The organism is Segatella oris (assembly GCF_900637655.1).
In the GTDB taxonomy this organism is placed as follows: Bacteria; Bacteroidota; Bacteroidia; order Bacteroidales; family Bacteroidaceae; genus Prevotella; species Prevotella oris.
Genome location: NZ_LR134384.1, coordinates 2,200,449 through 2,216,930, shown reverse-complemented (window position 1 = coordinate 2,216,930; position 16,482 = coordinate 2,200,449). Strand labels below are relative to the sequence as shown.

At 43.0% G+C, this 16,482-nt stretch carries 15 protein-coding genes; 7 read left to right on the top strand and 8 right to left on the bottom strand.

All coding sequences use genetic code 11. The features are described 5' to 3' along the window. Genes EL210_RS09220 through EL210_RS13600 form a run of 3 tightly spaced genes read left to right on the top strand, consistent with a single transcriptional unit; the run spans nucleotide 1 to nucleotide 3,325 of the window. A complete protein-coding gene (locus EL210_RS09220) occupies nucleotides 1-1,947 on the top strand; it encodes a polysaccharide biosynthesis protein (protein ID WP_026285859.1) in 1,947 nt (648 codons plus the stop codon). A 31-nt stretch (nucleotides 1,948-1,978) separates the two neighbouring features. Continuing rightward, the gene (locus EL210_RS09215) at nucleotides 1,979-3,100 is read left to right on the top strand and encodes a nucleotidyltransferase domain-containing protein (protein WP_018919259.1); all 1,122 of its coding nucleotides are present in this window, start codon (nucleotides 1,979-1,981) and stop codon (nucleotides 3,098-3,100) included. Between the two features lie 15 nt (nucleotides 3,101-3,115). Further along, nucleotides 3,116-3,325: a hypothetical protein gene (locus EL210_RS13600; protein ID WP_004376698.1), complete on the top strand. Its 210-nt coding sequence runs from the start codon at nucleotides 3,116-3,118 to the stop codon at nucleotides 3,323-3,325. Nucleotides 3,326-3,390: 65 nt separating this feature from the next. Here EL210_RS13600 and EL210_RS09210 read toward each other — a convergent pair whose 3' ends face one another. The 4 genes from EL210_RS09210 to EL210_RS09195 are packed head-to-tail and all read right to left on the bottom strand — an operon-like array spanning nucleotide 3,391 to nucleotide 8,742. Continuing rightward, nucleotides 3,391-3,819, bottom strand: a complete 429-nt coding sequence (locus EL210_RS09210) for a BT0820 family HAD-type phosphatase (protein WP_018919257.1) — start codon at nucleotides 3,817-3,819, stop codon at nucleotides 3,391-3,393. Then, entirely contained in the window at nucleotides 3,819-6,356 is a 2,538-nt protein-coding gene (locus tag EL210_RS09205) for a GumC family protein (protein WP_018919256.1), read from the bottom strand. Before EL210_RS09205 ends, EL210_RS09210 begins: the two co-directional genes overlap by 1 nt. A 59-nt stretch (nucleotides 6,357-6,415) precedes the next feature. Then, entirely contained in the window at nucleotides 6,416-7,300 is an 885-nt protein-coding gene (gene rfbA, locus EL210_RS09200; protein ID WP_004372523.1) for a glucose-1-phosphate thymidylyltransferase RfbA, read from the bottom strand. A 35-nt stretch (nucleotides 7,301-7,335) separates the two neighbouring features. Next, on the bottom strand, nucleotides 7,336-8,742 hold the full coding sequence (locus EL210_RS09195) for an undecaprenyl-phosphate glucose phosphotransferase (RefSeq protein ID WP_025879474.1): 1,407 nt from the start codon (nucleotides 8,740-8,742) through the stop codon (nucleotides 7,336-7,338). 885 nt (nucleotides 8,743-9,627) lie between these two features. Here EL210_RS09195 and EL210_RS09190 point away from each other — a divergent pair. The 4 genes from EL210_RS09190 to rny all read left to right on the top strand — a co-directional run bounded on the left by EL210_RS09190 (nucleotide 9,628) and on the right by rny (nucleotide 12,624). Continuing rightward, a complete protein-coding gene (locus EL210_RS09190; protein WP_004376694.1) occupies nucleotides 9,628-10,260 on the top strand; it encodes a hypothetical protein in 633 nt (210 codons plus the stop codon). Nucleotides 10,261-10,450: 190 nt separating this feature from the next. Beyond that, the gene (locus tag EL210_RS09185) at nucleotides 10,451-10,744 is read left to right on the top strand and encodes a coiled-coil domain-containing protein (protein WP_004372528.1); all 294 of its coding nucleotides are present in this window, start codon (nucleotides 10,451-10,453) and stop codon (nucleotides 10,742-10,744) included. Between the two features lie 8 nt (nucleotides 10,745-10,752). Then, on the top strand, nucleotides 10,753-11,052 hold the full coding sequence (locus tag EL210_RS09180; RefSeq protein WP_004372529.1) for a cell division protein ZapA: 300 nt from the start codon (nucleotides 10,753-10,755) through the stop codon (nucleotides 11,050-11,052). Nucleotides 11,053-11,085: 33 nt separating this feature from the next. Beyond that, on the top strand, nucleotides 11,086-12,624 hold the full coding sequence (rny, locus tag EL210_RS09175) for a ribonuclease Y (RefSeq protein WP_018919253.1): 1,539 nt from the start codon (nucleotides 11,086-11,088) through the stop codon (nucleotides 12,622-12,624). Between the two features lie 79 nt (nucleotides 12,625-12,703). On the opposite strand, the gene EL210_RS09170 is transcribed toward rny, so the two are convergent. The 4 genes from EL210_RS09170 to kdsA are packed head-to-tail and all read right to left on the bottom strand — an operon-like array spanning nucleotide 12,704 to nucleotide 16,395. After that, entirely contained in the window at nucleotides 12,704-13,348 is a 645-nt protein-coding gene (locus tag EL210_RS09170) for a response regulator transcription factor (RefSeq protein ID WP_018919252.1), read from the bottom strand. Between the two features lie 26 nt (nucleotides 13,349-13,374). Beyond that, the gene (cls, locus tag EL210_RS09165; protein WP_018919251.1) at nucleotides 13,375-14,613 is read right to left on the bottom strand and encodes a cardiolipin synthase; all 1,239 of its coding nucleotides are present in this window, start codon (nucleotides 14,611-14,613) and stop codon (nucleotides 13,375-13,377) included. 44 nt (nucleotides 14,614-14,657) lie between these two features. Then, the gene (locus EL210_RS09160; protein ID WP_018919250.1) at nucleotides 14,658-15,638 is read right to left on the bottom strand and encodes a KpsF/GutQ family sugar-phosphate isomerase; all 981 of its coding nucleotides are present in this window, start codon (nucleotides 15,636-15,638) and stop codon (nucleotides 14,658-14,660) included. 4 nt (nucleotides 15,639-15,642) lie between these two features. Further along, nucleotides 15,643-16,395: a 3-deoxy-8-phosphooctulonate synthase gene (kdsA, locus tag EL210_RS09155; RefSeq protein ID WP_018919249.1), complete on the bottom strand. Its 753-nt coding sequence runs from the start codon at nucleotides 16,393-16,395 to the stop codon at nucleotides 15,643-15,645. Between the last annotated feature and the right edge of the window lie 87 nt (nucleotides 16,396-16,482).

The following is a 16,482-nucleotide window of genomic DNA, read 5'->3' as shown; positions in this document are numbered from 1 at the left end:
ATGAAGTTTTTCAATAAGATTACGAATTGGTATTTTTCCAAGAGGTCATTGCCCTATTGGGCGATATTGGCAATGGATATCTTGATTTGTTATCTGTCAGGTATTCTTGTTTTCTGGCTTTATTACCGTGGTGCCGTCACGTTAGGCAATATTGCTTTGTTGACCAAAACAATATTCACCTACATGTGTTTCAACCTCATAGGTTTTAAGATATTCCATACCTATTCGGGTATTATTCGCTATTCAAGTTTTGTTGATTTGAAGCGGGTGGGCTATGCTATGGGCGTTTCTTTGATAGTAGCAGAGATAATGCACTACGTGGTTTACAGTTGGGATCTTGAGTTTGTACGTCTTCAGGGGCGTCAGCTTGTGGCCATGTATCTGTTGGCAACAATGGCAATGTGGGCTGCTCGTATTGTTATCAAATCAATATATGATGTTTCGTTTGCCAATGAGGGGGCGGCCAAAACGCTGATTTATGGTGTCAGAGATGGTGGTGTTGCCTTGGCAAAGAACATTCGGAGCGAGAAACCTACACGCTATTTGCTGAAAGGTTTTATCAGTCATAATCCGGGATATAAGTCGCGTTTGCTCATGGGGGAACATGTTTATCAAGTAGGCGAGGGGCTTCGTTCGGTGATAGAAAAGGAAGGTATATCTACTGTTCTTGTTTCCCCGTTGCAGAATGAGCGTTTCCGTAAGGATGCGTTTCTGCAGGATTTGCTGATAGATGCGGGCATAAAGATTTTAATGCTGCCTGAAACGAAGGAATGGGACGGTAAGACAGATGTGCATGATCTGCAGCCGGTGAGTATCAACGATCTGCTTCCTCGTAATGAAATCAACGTTAACATGAAATCTGTTGGTGACATGTTGAAGGATAAGAAAATCCTTATAACGGGGTCGGCCGGTAGCATTGGAAGTGAGATGGTGCGCCAGATAGCTTCGTTCAAGCCTGCTGCAATGATGCTGATTGATCAGGCAGAGACACCGCAACATGATATCAAATTGATGATGATGAACAAGTTTCAGGGCGTGGAATGTAAGATTGTTCTCTCGAGCATCACTAAGCAGGCACGCATGGAACGATTGTTTGATGAGTTTCGTCCAGACTATGTTTTCCATGCAGCAGCTTATAAACATGTGCCCATGATGGAGGATAATCCGAGTGAAAGTATTCAGAACAATGTCTATGGAACGAAGGTTATCGCAGACCTAAGTGTGAAATACGGCGTGAAGAAGTTCGTCATGATAAGTACGGATAAGGCTGTAAATCCAACGAATGTAATGGGATGTTCAAAGCGTATCTGCGAGATTTACACACAGGCTTTGAATGAAAAACTCGTCAGAGATTACGAGGCTAATGGTTGTAAGGGCATTCCTCCGACACAGTTTGTCACGACACGTTTCGGCAATGTTTTGGGGTCGACAGGTTCTGTTATCCCACTGTTTGAGAAACAGATTAAGGCAGGTGGTCCGGTAACAGTAACAGATCCGAAGATTATTCGCTTCTTTATGCTGATTCCGGAGGCTTGCAAGCTCGTGCTTGAAGCAGGAACCCACGGCAGAGGTGGACAGATTTTCGTATTCGACATGGGTGAGCCTGTTAAGATTGCAGATTTGGCACACCGCATGATACAGTTGAGTGGAGCTAAGGATGTGAAGATTGTCTATACGGGATTGAGGCCTGGTGAGAAGCTTTATGAAGAAGTCTTGAGCAACACGGAGAACACTTTACCAAGTTTCCATGAAAAGATCAGGATAGCAAAGGTAAAGGAATACGACTTTGAACAGGTCAGTAAGGAAATCGATGCTTTAGTAGAGCTTGCAAAATCCTATGATGAAATGAAGATTGTGAGCAAGATGAAGGAAATCGTTCCGGAGTTTGTTTCAAAGAATTCTGTGTATTCAGCCCTTGATGTTCACGTGGAGGAAAGACATGAGTGATGCTGGAATTGAATAAGTTTACTTGGTTGTTATGACAAATGAACATGCACTTTTGACGGTGGTTCGGGCCGCTCTTTGGGGGGAAGACCTGAAGGGTGGACTGATGCCTACGGATTGTTTTCAGCATTTGATGCATGAGGCAAAGCGGCAGACCGTGGTTGGTTTATTCGTCCAGGCGTTGTCAGAAGAGCGTTATCAAATACGTCTTGCAAAGTCAGATGCAATCAATGCATTCGTTTATCAGAATAAAATCAGAAGTCTGAATCTTAAGGTTAATGCGGTCTTGGCTGAACTTTGTTGTCTCTTGCGGGCGCATTCTATAGATTTCATAGTTGTAAAGGGGCAACTGTTAGCTCAGTTTTATCCACAGCCTTTAATGAGACAGGCCGGCGACATTGATTTCTATTGTGACGAAACGAACTTTGAGAAAGCACGGAAGCTTATCGGTGAAGCCTGGAACGTAACGTTTCATGATGATGACGAGGACGATAGGGCGCAGCATATTGGGTTCGAATATAAGGGAATTCTTTTCGAGTTGCATTTCTGTCTGCTTAGTTTCATATCACCAAGGGTGCAGCGTTGTTTTGACGAGATGGTGAGCCACAGCGCTCCCTATATGATAAAGGTTGGCGATGTGCTTGTACCGACCTTGTCTCCTGTTGAGAATGTCATTTTCACTTTTTTGCATTTATATCATCATTTCATCGAACTTGGTGTTGGATTGCGGCAGATTTGTGACATGGCTCTGATGTTGCATCAATATCGAGACGTGTTGAATAGTGATGAAGGGAAAGCGCAGTTGACTTATTGGCTTAAGCAGCTCGCTTTCTATAGGGCATTTCATGCTTTCGGAGCTGTGTGTGTAGATGTCTTGGGCTTGCCTGTTTCTGAATATCCGTTTGAGCTCACGAAGCGCGCGCGTTCTTATGAACATGCAATTTTGGAGGTTGTATTCAAACGGGGTAATTTCGGTATGCACGGGAGGAAAAACAGTGTTCGTTCAGGGATAGGATATTATGCAGAGGCCTTCTTAGTGAAGTTGCGCCATTATTTAAAGTTTTTTGTTTTATCACGTAGGGAGAACCTTGCCATGTTATTTTATGGTATTCCTAAAAAAATATATTATGCCATGAAACGCCTGATTTTAACTTAATCAATTTATTAATCCATGAATAAAACATACTTACGGCCTGTAGTTTCGGTCCATAGTTTAGCATTTAGTTCCTCTTTATTATCTGCTTCCGGTCCTCATTCAAGTAGTGCGGATGCGAGTGGGCAAAGTGAAGAGCTCATTTTTGATATCTCAGAAGCAGAGGAAGCTGGTAAGGGATTTAAAGCAAATGCAAAGCCCTTTCAAGATGAATTTACGCCAGAATAAAAAAGAAGAAAAGCTTGTACAGCTATCCAAATGATGCTGTACAAAACTCTTTTTTTATTTTTATTTCAGAACTGCCACCAATGTTTTTTCTTGTAAGAATGTTGTGGAAGTCCTTGTGCGAATTGCTCTTTGAGAAGATGATAGAGGCTTATGTGATTATGAATCATTCGATAGATTTGCCCCCAGTCGGGTAATCCTCCGACATTTCTGTCGTCGATAAATAAATCAACTTTCAGCTTTCTGGAATAGTGGTTGTTGTTTTCAACGGTCTCTTCAGGGTAGTCTCTGTTTACAGCCCAGAATTCAACACCCCGTTGCCTGCACCATTCTACAGCTTCATCTAATGTTTCTCCCTCTCTTACACTCCATAGAATGAGTTGATGCCCCTCTGCTGTGAGTTGGCGAAGAGTTTCTGTTGCAAAAGGAATCTCTTCGCCAATAGCTGGATATTCATGGGTTACAATAGTGCCATCAAAATCGACTGCGATTTTCATTATTGTTTGATTGATTTGTCGTTCTTACCTCTATATGCACCATCTCTCTTGCTGTAGCTTCCATAGTTGCTATAAGAATTATACGATTTTCCCATATATGAGTCGCTATGATATGAACCATAGCCATATTTTGCGTATCGTCCATAGTGTGCATAGCGGCCATATCCATAGTAATAGCCATATTTCTTCTTCGTCATATCCAGACCATTGATGACAATAGATATATTGGGAAGTTTCTTTTCAGCAGACAAACTGTTAATCAACATGAAACTATCTTTCGTAGTATAGTCAGCACGGCAGAGGTATACGGTGGCATCTATAACACGTGAAAGTTGCAGTGTATCTGTTACCAGACCAATCGGTGCAGTATCAATGATGATATAATCATAAGTTTCTTTTAGTTCATCAATGATATAGTCAAGACTCTTTCTTGCCAGCAATTCTGAAGGATTGGGAGGAATAGGTCCTGCCATCAGCAGGTCTAATCGGTTATTGATACCAGAGGGTAATACTTGTGAAAGAATTTCCTCGCGTGTTGGATGCTCATGTACTAACAATGTTGTTATGCCATGATGATGGTCTTTAATTTCGAACAATTCGGCCAAACGAGGTTTTCGGATATCAAGACCAACGAGGATAACCTTCTTGCCTAAAAGTGCAAAACTGACAGCTAAGTTTGCGGCTGTAAACGTCTTTCCTTCACCTGAAGTGGTAGAAGTGAATGCAATAACCTTCTCATTTTCCTTGAGCATAAACTGCAGGTTGGTTCTCATTCCACGGAAGATTTCTTCCATTAAGTTGTTCTTATTCTCATGAACAACGATGTCTGCTTTGGTCTTTGCTTGGTCACTTGCAATCGGAACGTCACCCAAAATAGGCAGCTTTGTCAGTTGAACCACATCGTTTCTGCCCTCAATCTTGTAGTGGAAGAACTCGGCAATGATGATGATAAGGGCAGGAATGGAGAGGCCGATAATGAGCGCAATGAGATAAATCATGGAATTATTCGGGCTGACTTTGCCTCCGAATTCAGGTTCATCAATGAGTTTTCCTTTGTCAGCTGTAGCTGCAAGCGAAATAGAATTCTCTTCTCTCTTCTGTAACAGCATGAGATACAGGCCTGATTTCACCTCCTGTTGTCTTCCGATCTGAGTGAGAATTCGCTCTTGTTCAGGTGTTTCTCCAACCTGTCCACTATATTTGTTGAACTGGCTCATAATGGCATTACGTTGGATTTCCAAACCTTTTCGGGCTTGTGTTGTAGCCCGACGTATGCTGTTGTTAAGGTCATCAAGTTGCGAGGTCAGAGGCTGAATGATTGGACTTTTCTCACTTGCACTGCGCAGAAGGCGTTTTCTCTCCAATGAAATCTCGTTGTATTTATTGATCAAAGAACTGGTACTTTGGTCTGACAGGCCTATGTTTTCAGGAATGGGTTCATAGCGATTGGCCACCTTGTTCTGATAGGCTGCAATTTCATCAAGCAGTACAATCTGTGTGTTTGCATCGGTCAGGCGTTGGCTGAACTGTGTCTGATTGTCGAAAGCACTACTTGCATTCATCTTCAATTCGACCATATTATTTCGCTTCTTGAAGTTCTCAAGCTGCCCTTCTGTCAGTCCTAACTCTGAATTGATCTTCTCCAAGCGTGAGTTAATAAACTTCTCCGTACGGATTGCCACTTGATTCTTATCTTCATTGGCCTGTCGGTTATAGCAAATGGACAGTTGTTTCAGGTAGTCAACAGCCCGCTGTTGATTGATATCTGTTATTGTCAACTGCGCAATAGTTGTTGACCTTGAAGTTTGATTGACAGACAGTGCTCCTTGATATTGATAGGCTGCATTATTCGGAGAGTTGAGAACGATGTGCACTTTCATGCCAGGTGTCATTTTCATGGCATCGGGTGCAAGGTTCTCCGTAATTGTCAAGATGCCCGCTCTCGTATAGATTGCAATAGGAAACTTACTGAAAGTCTTGTCAATATAGTAAGGCCCTTTGGCGTGAATGTCGTCAATTGGGACATAATAAGTACCTGTAAGATGATATTTACCGTTGTCGAATGTGAGCAGCATCTCAAACGGATTATTGATTTTCTCTAAGTTAATCGGATCAAAATCCACCTTGAGAGGCTCGTTTTTATACAATAATATATTCTTAAACTTACCCTCTATGCTGTAGCTCACATACAGCTTCAAGTCTCTCACAGCACTTTGTGCCAGGCTGTGAGAAGTCAGGATTTCCATTTCATTATCAATGCCGTTGGAGTTTGAAATCATTCCAAGGTTATTGGAATTCTGTATGCTGTTGCCTCTGCGTGAACTCTGTTCGTCTTTAATGAGAAGTTTTGCGTAAGCCTGATATACGGGAGTTGAATATCTCAGATAGATATAAGCACCTGCAAGACAGACAAGGATAGAGACAACGAACCATGTCCAATTCAATATGAGTGAAGTATATATTGCCCGGAAATTGAATAGGCGTTTTACCTCTTGTTGCTGATTTTCTTCAGCTGTTGTTATTTTGTTATTGTCCATAAATCAACAATTAACTGTATATGATGTCAGTTATATTTAGATTTTTATAAATATTAGTTCTAAACTCTTTTATTTTCTACAATCTCCATGAGATATTGCCCATAACCGTTTTTCAACATGGGTTTTGCGTTGTCAATCAATTGTTCTTCGCTGATCCAGCCTTGTCGGTATGCAATCTCTTCGAGGCATGCAATCTTCAGACCTTGACGTTTTTCAATCACTTCAATGAATGTACTTGCTTCAGAAAGACTGTCATGCGTGCCGGTGTCAAGCCATGCGAAACCACGTTGAAGAGACTTTACTTTGAGTTTCTTCAGCTCCAGATACTTTTGGTTTACGGTAGTGATTTCCAACTCGCCGCGTGCACTCGGCTTGATGTTCTTGGCGATTTCAATGACGTTGTTGGGATAGAAATACAAGCCAACAACGGCATAATTACTCCTCGGATGCTCTGGTTTCTCTTCAATGCTCAAGCAGTTTCCTGCTTTATCAAATTCTGCGACGCCGTAACGTTGCGGATCATTGACATAATATCCGAAGACACTGGCCTGCTGTCTCTGTTCTGCATCGGCAACACTCTCTTTGAGTAGTCCTGTGAAGCCGGCTCCATAAAAGATGTTATCGCCCAAAACAAGGCACACAGCATCATCTCCGATGAACTTCTCTCCAATGATAAAAGCCTGTGCCAGACCATCAGGAGAGGGCTGTTCTGCATATTCAAAGTGCACGCCAAGTTCGTGTCCGTCGCCTAATAAGCGCTTAAAGCCCGGCAAATCAAATGGAGTAGAGATAATCAGGATATCCTTGATGCCGGCAAGCATCAGTACGGATACCGGATAATATATCATCGGTTTGTCAAAGATAGGTAGCAATTGCTTGCTGATACCCTTTGTAATGGGGTAGAGACGGGTGCCAGAACCACCGGCTAAAACAATCCCTTTCATGTTCGTTTCTATTTAGTTTATAACTCTGTTCTTTGTCAATAAGCGTGCTTGTCGGGTACGATAATGCTGTAGGCTGTCTTGAAAATGATATAAATATCAAGCCGGAAAGTCCAGTGTTCGATATACCAGATATCGTGTTCCACGCGCTCTTGCATCTGCCATAGCTCTCGGGTTTCCCCTCGGTAGCCTGTAACCTGTGCCCAACCGGTGATGCCCGGCTTACAGAAATGACGTACCATATATTTGTCTATCAAGTCACTGTAGATTTCAGTATGATGCAACATGTGAGGTCGGGGCCCGACAATACTCATGTCACCTTTCAGCACATTCCAGAATTGTGGCAGTTCATCAATATTGGTTTTCCGCATGAAATTGCCGAAAGCAAACTTGCGTGGATCGTTCTTGGTAGCTTGTTCTGTGTCGGCATTCTTGTTGACATGCATACTTCGAAACTTGTAACATTTGAATGATTTCCCTTCAAACCCTGTGCGTTCTTGCACAAAGAACGTCGGCCCCGGACTTTGGAGCTTAATAATGATGGTAATGATAGGGATGAGCGGGAGCAGGCAAAGGCATGCAATTGCTGATACCACGATGTCGAAAGACCGTTTGATGAGCCGATTGCTCATGATTGCAAGTGGCTCAATGTGGTTTGTATATAGCAGTGTGTCGCCCATGAATTCAGGTTTCAAGCGTAGCCGATAGGTTCCAAATGTACGCGGGAGATAGTAGAAGCGGATGACATTGGCATCGCAGAATTTCATAATCTGTGCAATGAAATCATTGTAGTCATGACTCAGACTGCAGAATATCTCCTCGGCAAATGCCCTGTCTTCTTGTTCCATTTTAGTGCCGAAGTCTTTGAGTGAACCTAAATATCGAAAGGATTTCGGACAGTTTTCAATCTCTTTGTTGGCATAATATCCACGTACAGAATAGCCCATGGTAGGGTCTCCTGTCATTGTCTTGTAAAGCTCGGCAAGCGAGCGGTCATGCCCCACAAACAGCACTTTGCGTGAGTTGTGACCAGTCTGTCGCAGATAATTCAGTATTCCTCGTTCGGCAAAACGACTGAGCATGATGAGTGCAAAGCTCGTGAAAGCATAGAGTACCGATATGTGGAAGAAGTTTTCGCGTGGGCAGAGAAAACTCAGAAAGGCGTAAGTGAGAATTACATGTGTCGTCACTAATTGCGACACTCTGAGTATAATCCTGTCGAATTCAATCTTGCGATAGTGCACGATTGTATTGAAGAAGTATTGTGCAACCCCCATAGCTGCATTGGCAGTGAACACGGTTATCTTTGTCGCACTATGGAAATAGTCGGGGACATCATTGGGAAGCAGCAGGATAAAACAAACGAGAATGATGTTGATAATCATGAAATCGTTGAATGTAACCAACCGACGCACGAATTCGTTCCTACTAAGGTTTAGGCTCATCGTGTACTTATTTTATTAAAATATACGTTTTTGTTTGTTGTTGTTATATGCGATTGTGCAAAGATAACAAAAAATAATGCAATTCGGAAACTTTGAAACAGTTTTTTATTCAATAAGGCATGCTTCTCTCTGTTGAATGGGGTTGTTCTGTATGGAAATTCATGTCTATTGAGTTTCACTTGCTTCATATTCTCCATGAATTGTGCTGTTCTGTCGCTGTCGACTTGGCGTTTCGTGCCTTTTCAGCAACTCTGTACACTGTCTTCGTTTTATCATGTTTCTTTACAAGCCTTTCATGAAGTGGAAAGTTCTTGTCTGTTGTTTCTTCTTCTTTGTAAATATTGTTGCTTGTTTTTAACACTTCGATGTACGACCAAAGAGGAAAAGAAAATCAGGAAAATAGAGCTTGTTTTCCAATTTCAGGCTTTTTGCAATGCAACTCTGGTCATCATGCACTGTCACTTGACTCAAACTGCGTGGCTGTTTGCGTCAGAATATCCGCTGATATGATGTGAGTTATAGGGTAATTCAATGTAAAACACAGTGCTTTTTAGCGTGATTTAACATTCTGATTTTTATTGATTTTTGTAATAAATTGATTGTCAATGCGTTGTGAATTGCTAAAAAGTGGGGTGTGTTTGGAGTGAGGAGGGGCTCTGTTTCAAATTTACAGGAAAAGTAATCTGAATTGTAAAGATTGATGATAAAAATTAACATATAATTCGTGCGCAGGTATAATGGCGTTCTTTCTTTGTTTTGTAGAGAGATATGTCGCGTTTAGTGTAGAAATATTCTTGTGTGAAAAATTAGGTTTATTGCTTGGAATATTGTATCTTTGCAAAGCATTTTATAACTTACATTAAAATTATTGACAGAATAGATAGTATGGGATTTTTTTCTAAACTCTTAGGAAAGAAGGAAACTGAAGCTAAGGTTGGCGGTATGGAAGACTTCATGACGCTGATACGCGTGTATTTCGAAGCATCGTTAGCAGCTAATCTTGGTATCAACAATTTAGGCATGTTACCTGATTTGCGCACGTTCAAGGCGACACTTCATGTGCCTACATTGAACAACAAATTAGGACTTGGAGAGAAGAATCATTGTCGGAAGATGATGAAAGAAATCTACGGAATGGACGATAATTTCTTTAAGGAAATAGATCAGAGCATACGTAAAAACTGTCGGAAGTTGCAGGATGTGCAGCCTTATATGATACAGTTCCAGGGCTTTTCACAAGATTTGATGATGCTTGTCGGCAACCTCATGAAGTTTAAGCTCCGCCTGCCTTCGTTCATGAAGAAAGCACTTTATACGATGACGGAGAAGACTGTTTCAGACTTGTTTACGAAGAATGACTACAGCGATCCTGGCGTTATCAAGGCTGTGATGGCTGTAAGACAGTATGACAAGCGTTTGGGTTTCAGCCTGAAATGGATTACTGACTTTGTCTTCCAAGTCGTGATGTTGGCTAAAAAAGAGCCACGTCCGTCAGATGCAGACGTGAAAAAGAAATGAAGTTCGTGGCGGTCTTGATGTTGGTCAAGGCCGTTTTCTTGTTCCATATCTATGTGATTCCCGGGAAACTCCATTGTTCTTACTTGGAAATCAGGGGGTAATCATGTTGTATATAGATGCTGTAAAATGTTGAGTTAAAATTTGGATATATCAATTAAATCAAGTAAATTTGTAACCAAATTGTGAATTTATGGATGCAACTGAGCATGCTCTCAACCAGTTTTCTACCCGCGTAAGGCAGATGCTTCTTCAGTACAAGGAACTGAAGAAGGAGAATGCTGAACTTTATGCCATGGTAGACGAGCGGGAAGAACAAATCAAAACGCTTAATGCAAAGCTTGCTCAGGCGCAGAATGATTACAATAGTCTCAAGATGGCCAAGATGTTGGAAGTGACTGATGGTGACGTGGAAAGCGCCCAGAAACGACTGCAACGCTTGATCAGAGACGTGAATAAATGTATAACGCTACTGAGTGAAAGATAACAGAAGCGATGGCAGAAGAGAATAAGGATAAGTTGCATATAAGACTGCATGTCTATGATACAGAGTTGCCGGTGAACATTGTTCGTGAGGACGAGAAGCTGTATCGTGATGCTGCAAAGCTTATTACGACAACCGTTAATAATTACGCAGGCGTGTTCAAAGGCCGCAAGAGCGATAAGGAATTGCTGTATATGGCTCTCATAGATATAGCTTTACGCTATGAGCGCGAGGCCTTGCGTAATGATACGGAGCCTTTTAAGAATATTCTCGGACAGTTGACTTCTGAAATTGAAGAAGCGTTGAAATAGTTGAACGGGAATATTATTTAAATCTAAAGTATAATGAATGTAGTGACTATTATAATTGCCTGCGTTGCTCTGTTGGCCGGTTGCGCAATTGGATATGCTGTTTTCCGTTATGTCATTAAGGGAAAATACAATGAGATGATTGAGGCCGCTAACAAGGAAGCGGACGTTGTTAAGGAAAAGAAACTCTTGGAGGTGAAGGAGAAATTCCTTAATAAGAAGAGTGAACTCGAAAAGGAAGTTCAGCAGCGAAATCAAAAGATACAGCAGAGTGAAAACCGCTTGAAGCAACGTGAAATCTCTTTAAATCAGCGTCAGGAAGAATTAGGACGCCGCAAGATGGAGGTTGATCAAAGTCAGCAACGTATTGATAATGAGAAAAAACTCCTGTCTGTAAAGCAGCAGGAATTAGAGAAAATGCAGAAGCAGGAGCAAGCTAAGCTTGAGGAACTCTCGGGACTCAGTGCCGAAGAAGCTAAGAACCGACTCATTGAAAGTCTGAAAGATCAGGCCAGACTCGATGCTGCAAGCTATGTCAATGAGATTATGGACGATGCAAAACTGAATGCCAATCAGCAGGCAAAGAAAATCGTTATCCAGACCATTCAGCGTGTAGCGACGGAGACAGCCATTGAGAATTCGGTCAGCGTTTTCCATATTGATAACGATGAAGTCAAGGGTAGAATTATCGGTCGTGAAGGTCGGAATATCCGTGCTTTAGAGGCAGCTACCGGCGTAGAAATTGTTGTTGATGACACTCCCGAGGCAATTGTTATCAGTGCATTCGATCCAATTCGTCGCGAGGTATGCCGTTTGGCCCTGCATCAACTTGTGGCCGACGGTCGTATTCATCCTGCGCGTATTGAGGAAGTTGTGGCTAAAGTGAAGAAGCAACTCGACAATGAAGTCATTGAAACGGGTAAGCGCACAGCTATTGATTTGGGTATCCATGGCCTGCATCCCGAATTGATTCGCATCATCGGTAAGATGAAATATCGTTCAAGTTACGGTCAGAACTTGTTGCAACATGCTCGTGAAACCGCAAATCTTTGTGCGGTAATGGCCAGTGAACTTGGTTTGAACCCTAAGAAAGCAAAGCGTGCAGGATTGCTTCACGACATAGGGAAAGTGCCGGATGAAGAAAGTGAATTGCCTCACGCTCTGTATGGTGCAAAGATTGCAGAGAAGTATAAGGAGAAACCGGATATATGCAATGCTATAGCAGCCCACCACGATGAAGAGGAAATGACGACTTTGCTTGCACCGATAGTCCAGGTCTGTGATGCTATTTCCGGTGCCCGTCCGGGTGCCCGTCGCGAGATTGTTGAGGCCTATATCAAGCGTCTGAACGATCTTGAAGCCATTGCAATGAGTTATCCGGGAGTAACAAAAACCTATGCTATTCAGGCTGGCCGCGAGCTTCGTGTGATTGTCGGTGCCGACAAGATGACCGATGAAGAGAGTATCAGACTGAGTGACGAGATTGCCACAAAAATCCAGAATGAGATGACTTATCCAGGCCAGGTGAAGATTACCGTCATTCGTGAGACGCGTTCGATTGCCTATGCAAAGTAATTCTTTGAAACGAGATAAAGAAAAAGGATGCACCATGGTGCATCCTTTTTCTATTATATAACCGTTGTTGTTTAGTTTTTTATATCTTGTTGATGTCTACATATCCATGCATGACTGCATAGATGGTGAGGGCACTGACGCTTTTCATGCCAAGCTTTTCCACGATGTTCTTGCGATGACTGATTACCGTTGTAAGGCCGATATTGAGTTGATTGCCGATTTCCTTATTGATATATCCTTGTGCAATCAGCGACAGCACTTCGATTTCTCTGTCGCTGAGCAGCTTGGCTTTCAGTGCTCTTGGCATGTCGGGAAGATTTTTCCCGCCGGCATGTCCGTATTGCTCGAGTTGCAGTAATGACTTCACCAAAAGCTCTTCAGAGGTGTTGATGCAAAGGCTTTTGAAGTCGGAGAGCTGTGCGTTTGGATTGGTTGACGTCGTCAGTACGATGGTCTTCTGCTTATAGTTGAGAAAGAAATTACGATTTTCAAGTACGAATTTGATAGCTACGAAATAGTGCATGAACTGGTTTGGATTGGCTGCTTCAAGTTCGTTGAAGGTGCAGAAGGTTTCTATGTCGGCAATTGGCATGACGTTTTGCAGTATGGTTTTCAAGCCGACCATGGCCAGGATGTTATTGTCGATGATAGCCAATTTCGGTCTGCCTGCCTTATGTCTTTCCACAGGGTGCGGTGGTATGCTGTGTTTTATGTTCTCTTCCATATCGAAATTTGTTATTTGACAGATATTTATAGGAAAGGGGCAAGCAGATGACTGAACCACCCCCGGGCACGCTGCCATGGTGTACGCCAGGCTTTCCATGTCTTTTCTGTGAGATAGAAGCAGTCTTTTTTCTCACTGTCAAAAAGGTTGTCCAACTGCTGTGTTGTGCATTTGTCGAGGATGACGGCGTTTTCTTCGTAGTCCCAACTGAGGCTTCGCGCGTTGAGATTGGCGCTTCCGACCGTACAGACTCGTCCGTCAACCATGATAATCTTGGTGTGGTGAAAGCCCGGAGTGTACATCCAAATGTGGCAACCGGCTTTCATCAGTTTGTGCGCATTGTAGAAACCACAGTCGGGGGTCAATGGAATATCGCTCTTTGTGCTGAGCATGATTTCTACCTTGACTCCTCTCTGAGCAGCCTTTTTCAGTGCTTTCTTCAGCTTATGATTAAGCGTAAAGTAGGGATTGATAATCTTTATACTGTCTTTTGCGCGGTTGATGGCCGACAGATAAAACTGCCGAATGATGGCATTGCTTGTTCCCGGTTCGCGGTTGATGATGCCGACCGTTTTATGACAGGCTGTTTTGCACGTGTCTTTCTTTAGTCCTTGAATGTAGTTGGCATTATGAATACCACGGAAATATTGTTCGCCATGCACTTTCTGTCCGGACACTTTGTTCCACATGTTGAGAAAGATAGCCTGCAAGGTATTAACGGCATCGCCTTCAATACGGCAGTGCATGTCGTGCCATTCACCTACAACCTCAGTCCCTTTGATGTAATAGTCTGCCACGTTCATGCCTCCTGTATAGGCTGTCTTGCCGTCTATGACAACGATTTTCCTGTGGTCTCGTGAAAAGACATGATTGATCCAAGGAAATGTAATCGGGTCGAATTTATAGATTTCCACGCCCGATTTGCGGATTTCATCGAGGTGATGCGCTTTCAGAGGACGGTTGTTCGAAGCGTTGCCGAAAGCATCAAAGAGGGCACGGACTTCAATTCCTTCCTGTGCTTTCTGCTCTAAGATATGAAACAGGAGGTTTGCAATGGAATCATTACGGAAATTGAAATATTCCAAATGAACACTCTTCCTTGCCTGCCTGATGGCTTTGAACATGTCGTCGAACTTCTCTTGTCCGGTCATCAGTAGTGTCACTGCGTTGTTCGTCGTGAACGTAACACCATGATCACGAAGATCTTCAGCAATTAAAGAGTCTGCGGTCTGGGCGGCACAGTCAGGTGTGCAGCCTATGAACATCGTTATAAAAAACAGCAGTAGTTTCAATTCTCTCAAATCTTAATTTACACCATACAAGCGTAGTGATCGACAACACCCAGCAGATGTTTCTCTTCATCAACGACCAGCACCGTATGTATTTTATGGTTGTGCATGATGCGTTGTATCTCCGTAATCTTGGTTGTAGGCAACACCAGTTTAGGTGTTTTCGTCATGATATCGCTTACCGTGTGGTCAAAGAATTCAGCTTGCCAGCGTTCCATAGCTCGTCGGATATCGCCATCTGTGATTAATCCTATGACCTTGTTGTCTGCTCCAAGCGACACTCCGAGGCCTAACTGACCCTTGCTGACGCATATGATAGCCTCACCTAAATGCATTTCTTGCGGAATGACAGGCAAGTCGTTGGTGCGCATAACATCAGCAGCTGTGGTCAACAGTCGCTTGCCCAACTCTCCTCCCGGATGAAATTGTGCGAAGTCTTGTGGGCGGAAATCACGCACTTGCATCAGTGCAATAGCCAATGCATCGCCCATGGCGAGTGCCGCGGTTGTGCTGCTTGTAGGCGCAAGATTGAGCGGACAGGCTTCTTTCTTGACATAAACTTTTATATGTGCATTGCTGTATTTGGCCAGCAAGGAGTTGGGATTGCCGGTCATGGAGATGATGGGTATGTTCATGTGGAGCACCATCGGAATGAAACGAAGCAGTTCATCGGTCTGCCCGGAGTTGCTCAATGCCAACACAACATCATCTGAAGTCATTACACCTAAATCGCCATGATACACGTCTAAAGGGTTGATAAAAAAGGCCGGAGTACCTGTCGAAGCAAGCGTTGCTGCAATCTTTGCACCCACGTTTCCACTCTTTCCTACGCCTGTGACAATAATTTTTCCATGACAATGTGCCATCATCTCAACGGCTTTCGTGAAGTTGTCATCTAATTGGGGGATAAGTTCCAGAATGGCTTGTGCCTCTTCTTTCAGTGCTTGTGCCCCCCATTCACATACGTTCTTTAGCCTGTTTTCAATGTCAATATTGTTCATTTGCCTACAATAATTGTCCTATTAATTGTTCCAGTTTGTCAAGTTCCAGCATGTTCGGGCCGTCACTAAGTCCTTTGTCAGGATTGGGATGAACCTCAAAGAAATATCCGGTTGCCCCGAAAGCTTTCGCTGCTAAAGCCATTGAAGGAACAAATCTTCGGTCACCGGAGGTCTTTCCATTGCCTGCACCAGGGCGTTGCACACTGTGCGTGCAGTCCATGATTACCGTCGGAACAATCTCTTTCATATCTGGAATATTGCGAAAATCAACCACTAAGTTGTTGTAACCAAAGCTGTTTCCACGTTCTGTAAGCCACACTTCTTTGGCTCCGCTTTCCATAGCTTTCTCTACAGGATAACGCATGTCTGCACCGCTTAAGAACTGTGCTTTCTTGATATTTATTGTTTTTCCTGTCTTTGCTGCTGCAACTAATAAATCGGTCTGACGACACAGAAACGCCGGTATCTGAAGCACATCGCACACCTCTCCTGCTGCTTCAGCCTGATAGCTTTCATGGATGTCAGTTAGTATTTGCAGGCCATATTCGGCTTTTATGTCTGCAAGCATTTGCAAACCTTTATCCAATCCCGGGCCACGGAAAGAGTGGATTGACGTGCGGTTAGCTTTGTCGAACGATGCTTTGAAGATAATATTGATACCGTATTTGCGGTTTATTCTTACTAATTCATGGGCAACAGTGTTCAGTAAAGTTGCCGATTCTATGACACAGGGACCTGCGATAAATATGGGTTGCATATCGTTTTCTTTTTAGCTTGTCTTGCAAAGGTACGTAAAAAGGGGATAAATAACAAACATTCCCCTTATATTTATAAAGGGAAGTTA

Bases quoted from the DNA above. Each gene is read 5' to 3' on its own strand.
- EL210_RS09220 (WP_026285859.1), top strand. From the start codon at position 1: ATGAAGTTTTTCAATAAGATTACGAATTGGTATTTTTCCAAGAGGTCA.
- EL210_RS09215 (WP_018919259.1), top strand. From the start codon at position 1,979: ATGACAAATGAACATGCACTTTTGACGGTGGTTCGGGCCGCTCTTTGG.
- EL210_RS13600 (WP_004376698.1), top strand. From the start codon at position 3,116: ATGAATAAAACATACTTACGGCCTGTAGTTTCGGTCCATAGTTTAGCA.
- EL210_RS09210 (WP_018919257.1), bottom strand. From the start codon at position 3,819: ATGAAAATCGCAGTCGATTTTGATGGCACTATTGTAACCCATGAATAT.
- EL210_RS09205 (WP_018919256.1), bottom strand. From the start codon at position 6,356: ATGGACAATAACAAAATAACAACAGCTGAAGAAAATCAGCAACAAGAG.
- rfbA (WP_004372523.1), bottom strand. From the start codon at position 7,300: ATGAAAGGGATTGTTTTAGCCGGTGGTTCTGGCACCCGTCTCTACCCC.
- EL210_RS09195 (WP_025879474.1), bottom strand. From the start codon at position 8,742: ATGAGCCTAAACCTTAGTAGGAACGAATTCGTGCGTCGGTTGGTTACA.
- EL210_RS09190 (WP_004376694.1), top strand. From the start codon at position 9,628: ATGGGATTTTTTTCTAAACTCTTAGGAAAGAAGGAAACTGAAGCTAAG.
- EL210_RS09185 (WP_004372528.1), top strand. From the start codon at position 10,451: ATGGATGCAACTGAGCATGCTCTCAACCAGTTTTCTACCCGCGTAAGG.
- EL210_RS09180 (WP_004372529.1), top strand. From the start codon at position 10,753: ATGGCAGAAGAGAATAAGGATAAGTTGCATATAAGACTGCATGTCTAT.
- rny (WP_018919253.1), top strand. From the start codon at position 11,086: ATGAATGTAGTGACTATTATAATTGCCTGCGTTGCTCTGTTGGCCGGT.
- EL210_RS09170 (WP_018919252.1), bottom strand. From the start codon at position 13,348: ATGGAAGAGAACATAAAACACAGCATACCACCGCACCCTGTGGAAAGA.
- cls (WP_018919251.1), bottom strand. From the start codon at position 14,613: ATGTTCATAGGCTGCACACCTGACTGTGCCGCCCAGACCGCAGACTCT.
- EL210_RS09160 (WP_018919250.1), bottom strand. From the start codon at position 15,638: ATGAACAATATTGACATTGAAAACAGGCTAAAGAACGTATGTGAATGG.
- kdsA (WP_018919249.1), bottom strand. From the start codon at position 16,395: ATGCAACCCATATTTATCGCAGGTCCCTGTGTCATAGAATCGGCAACT.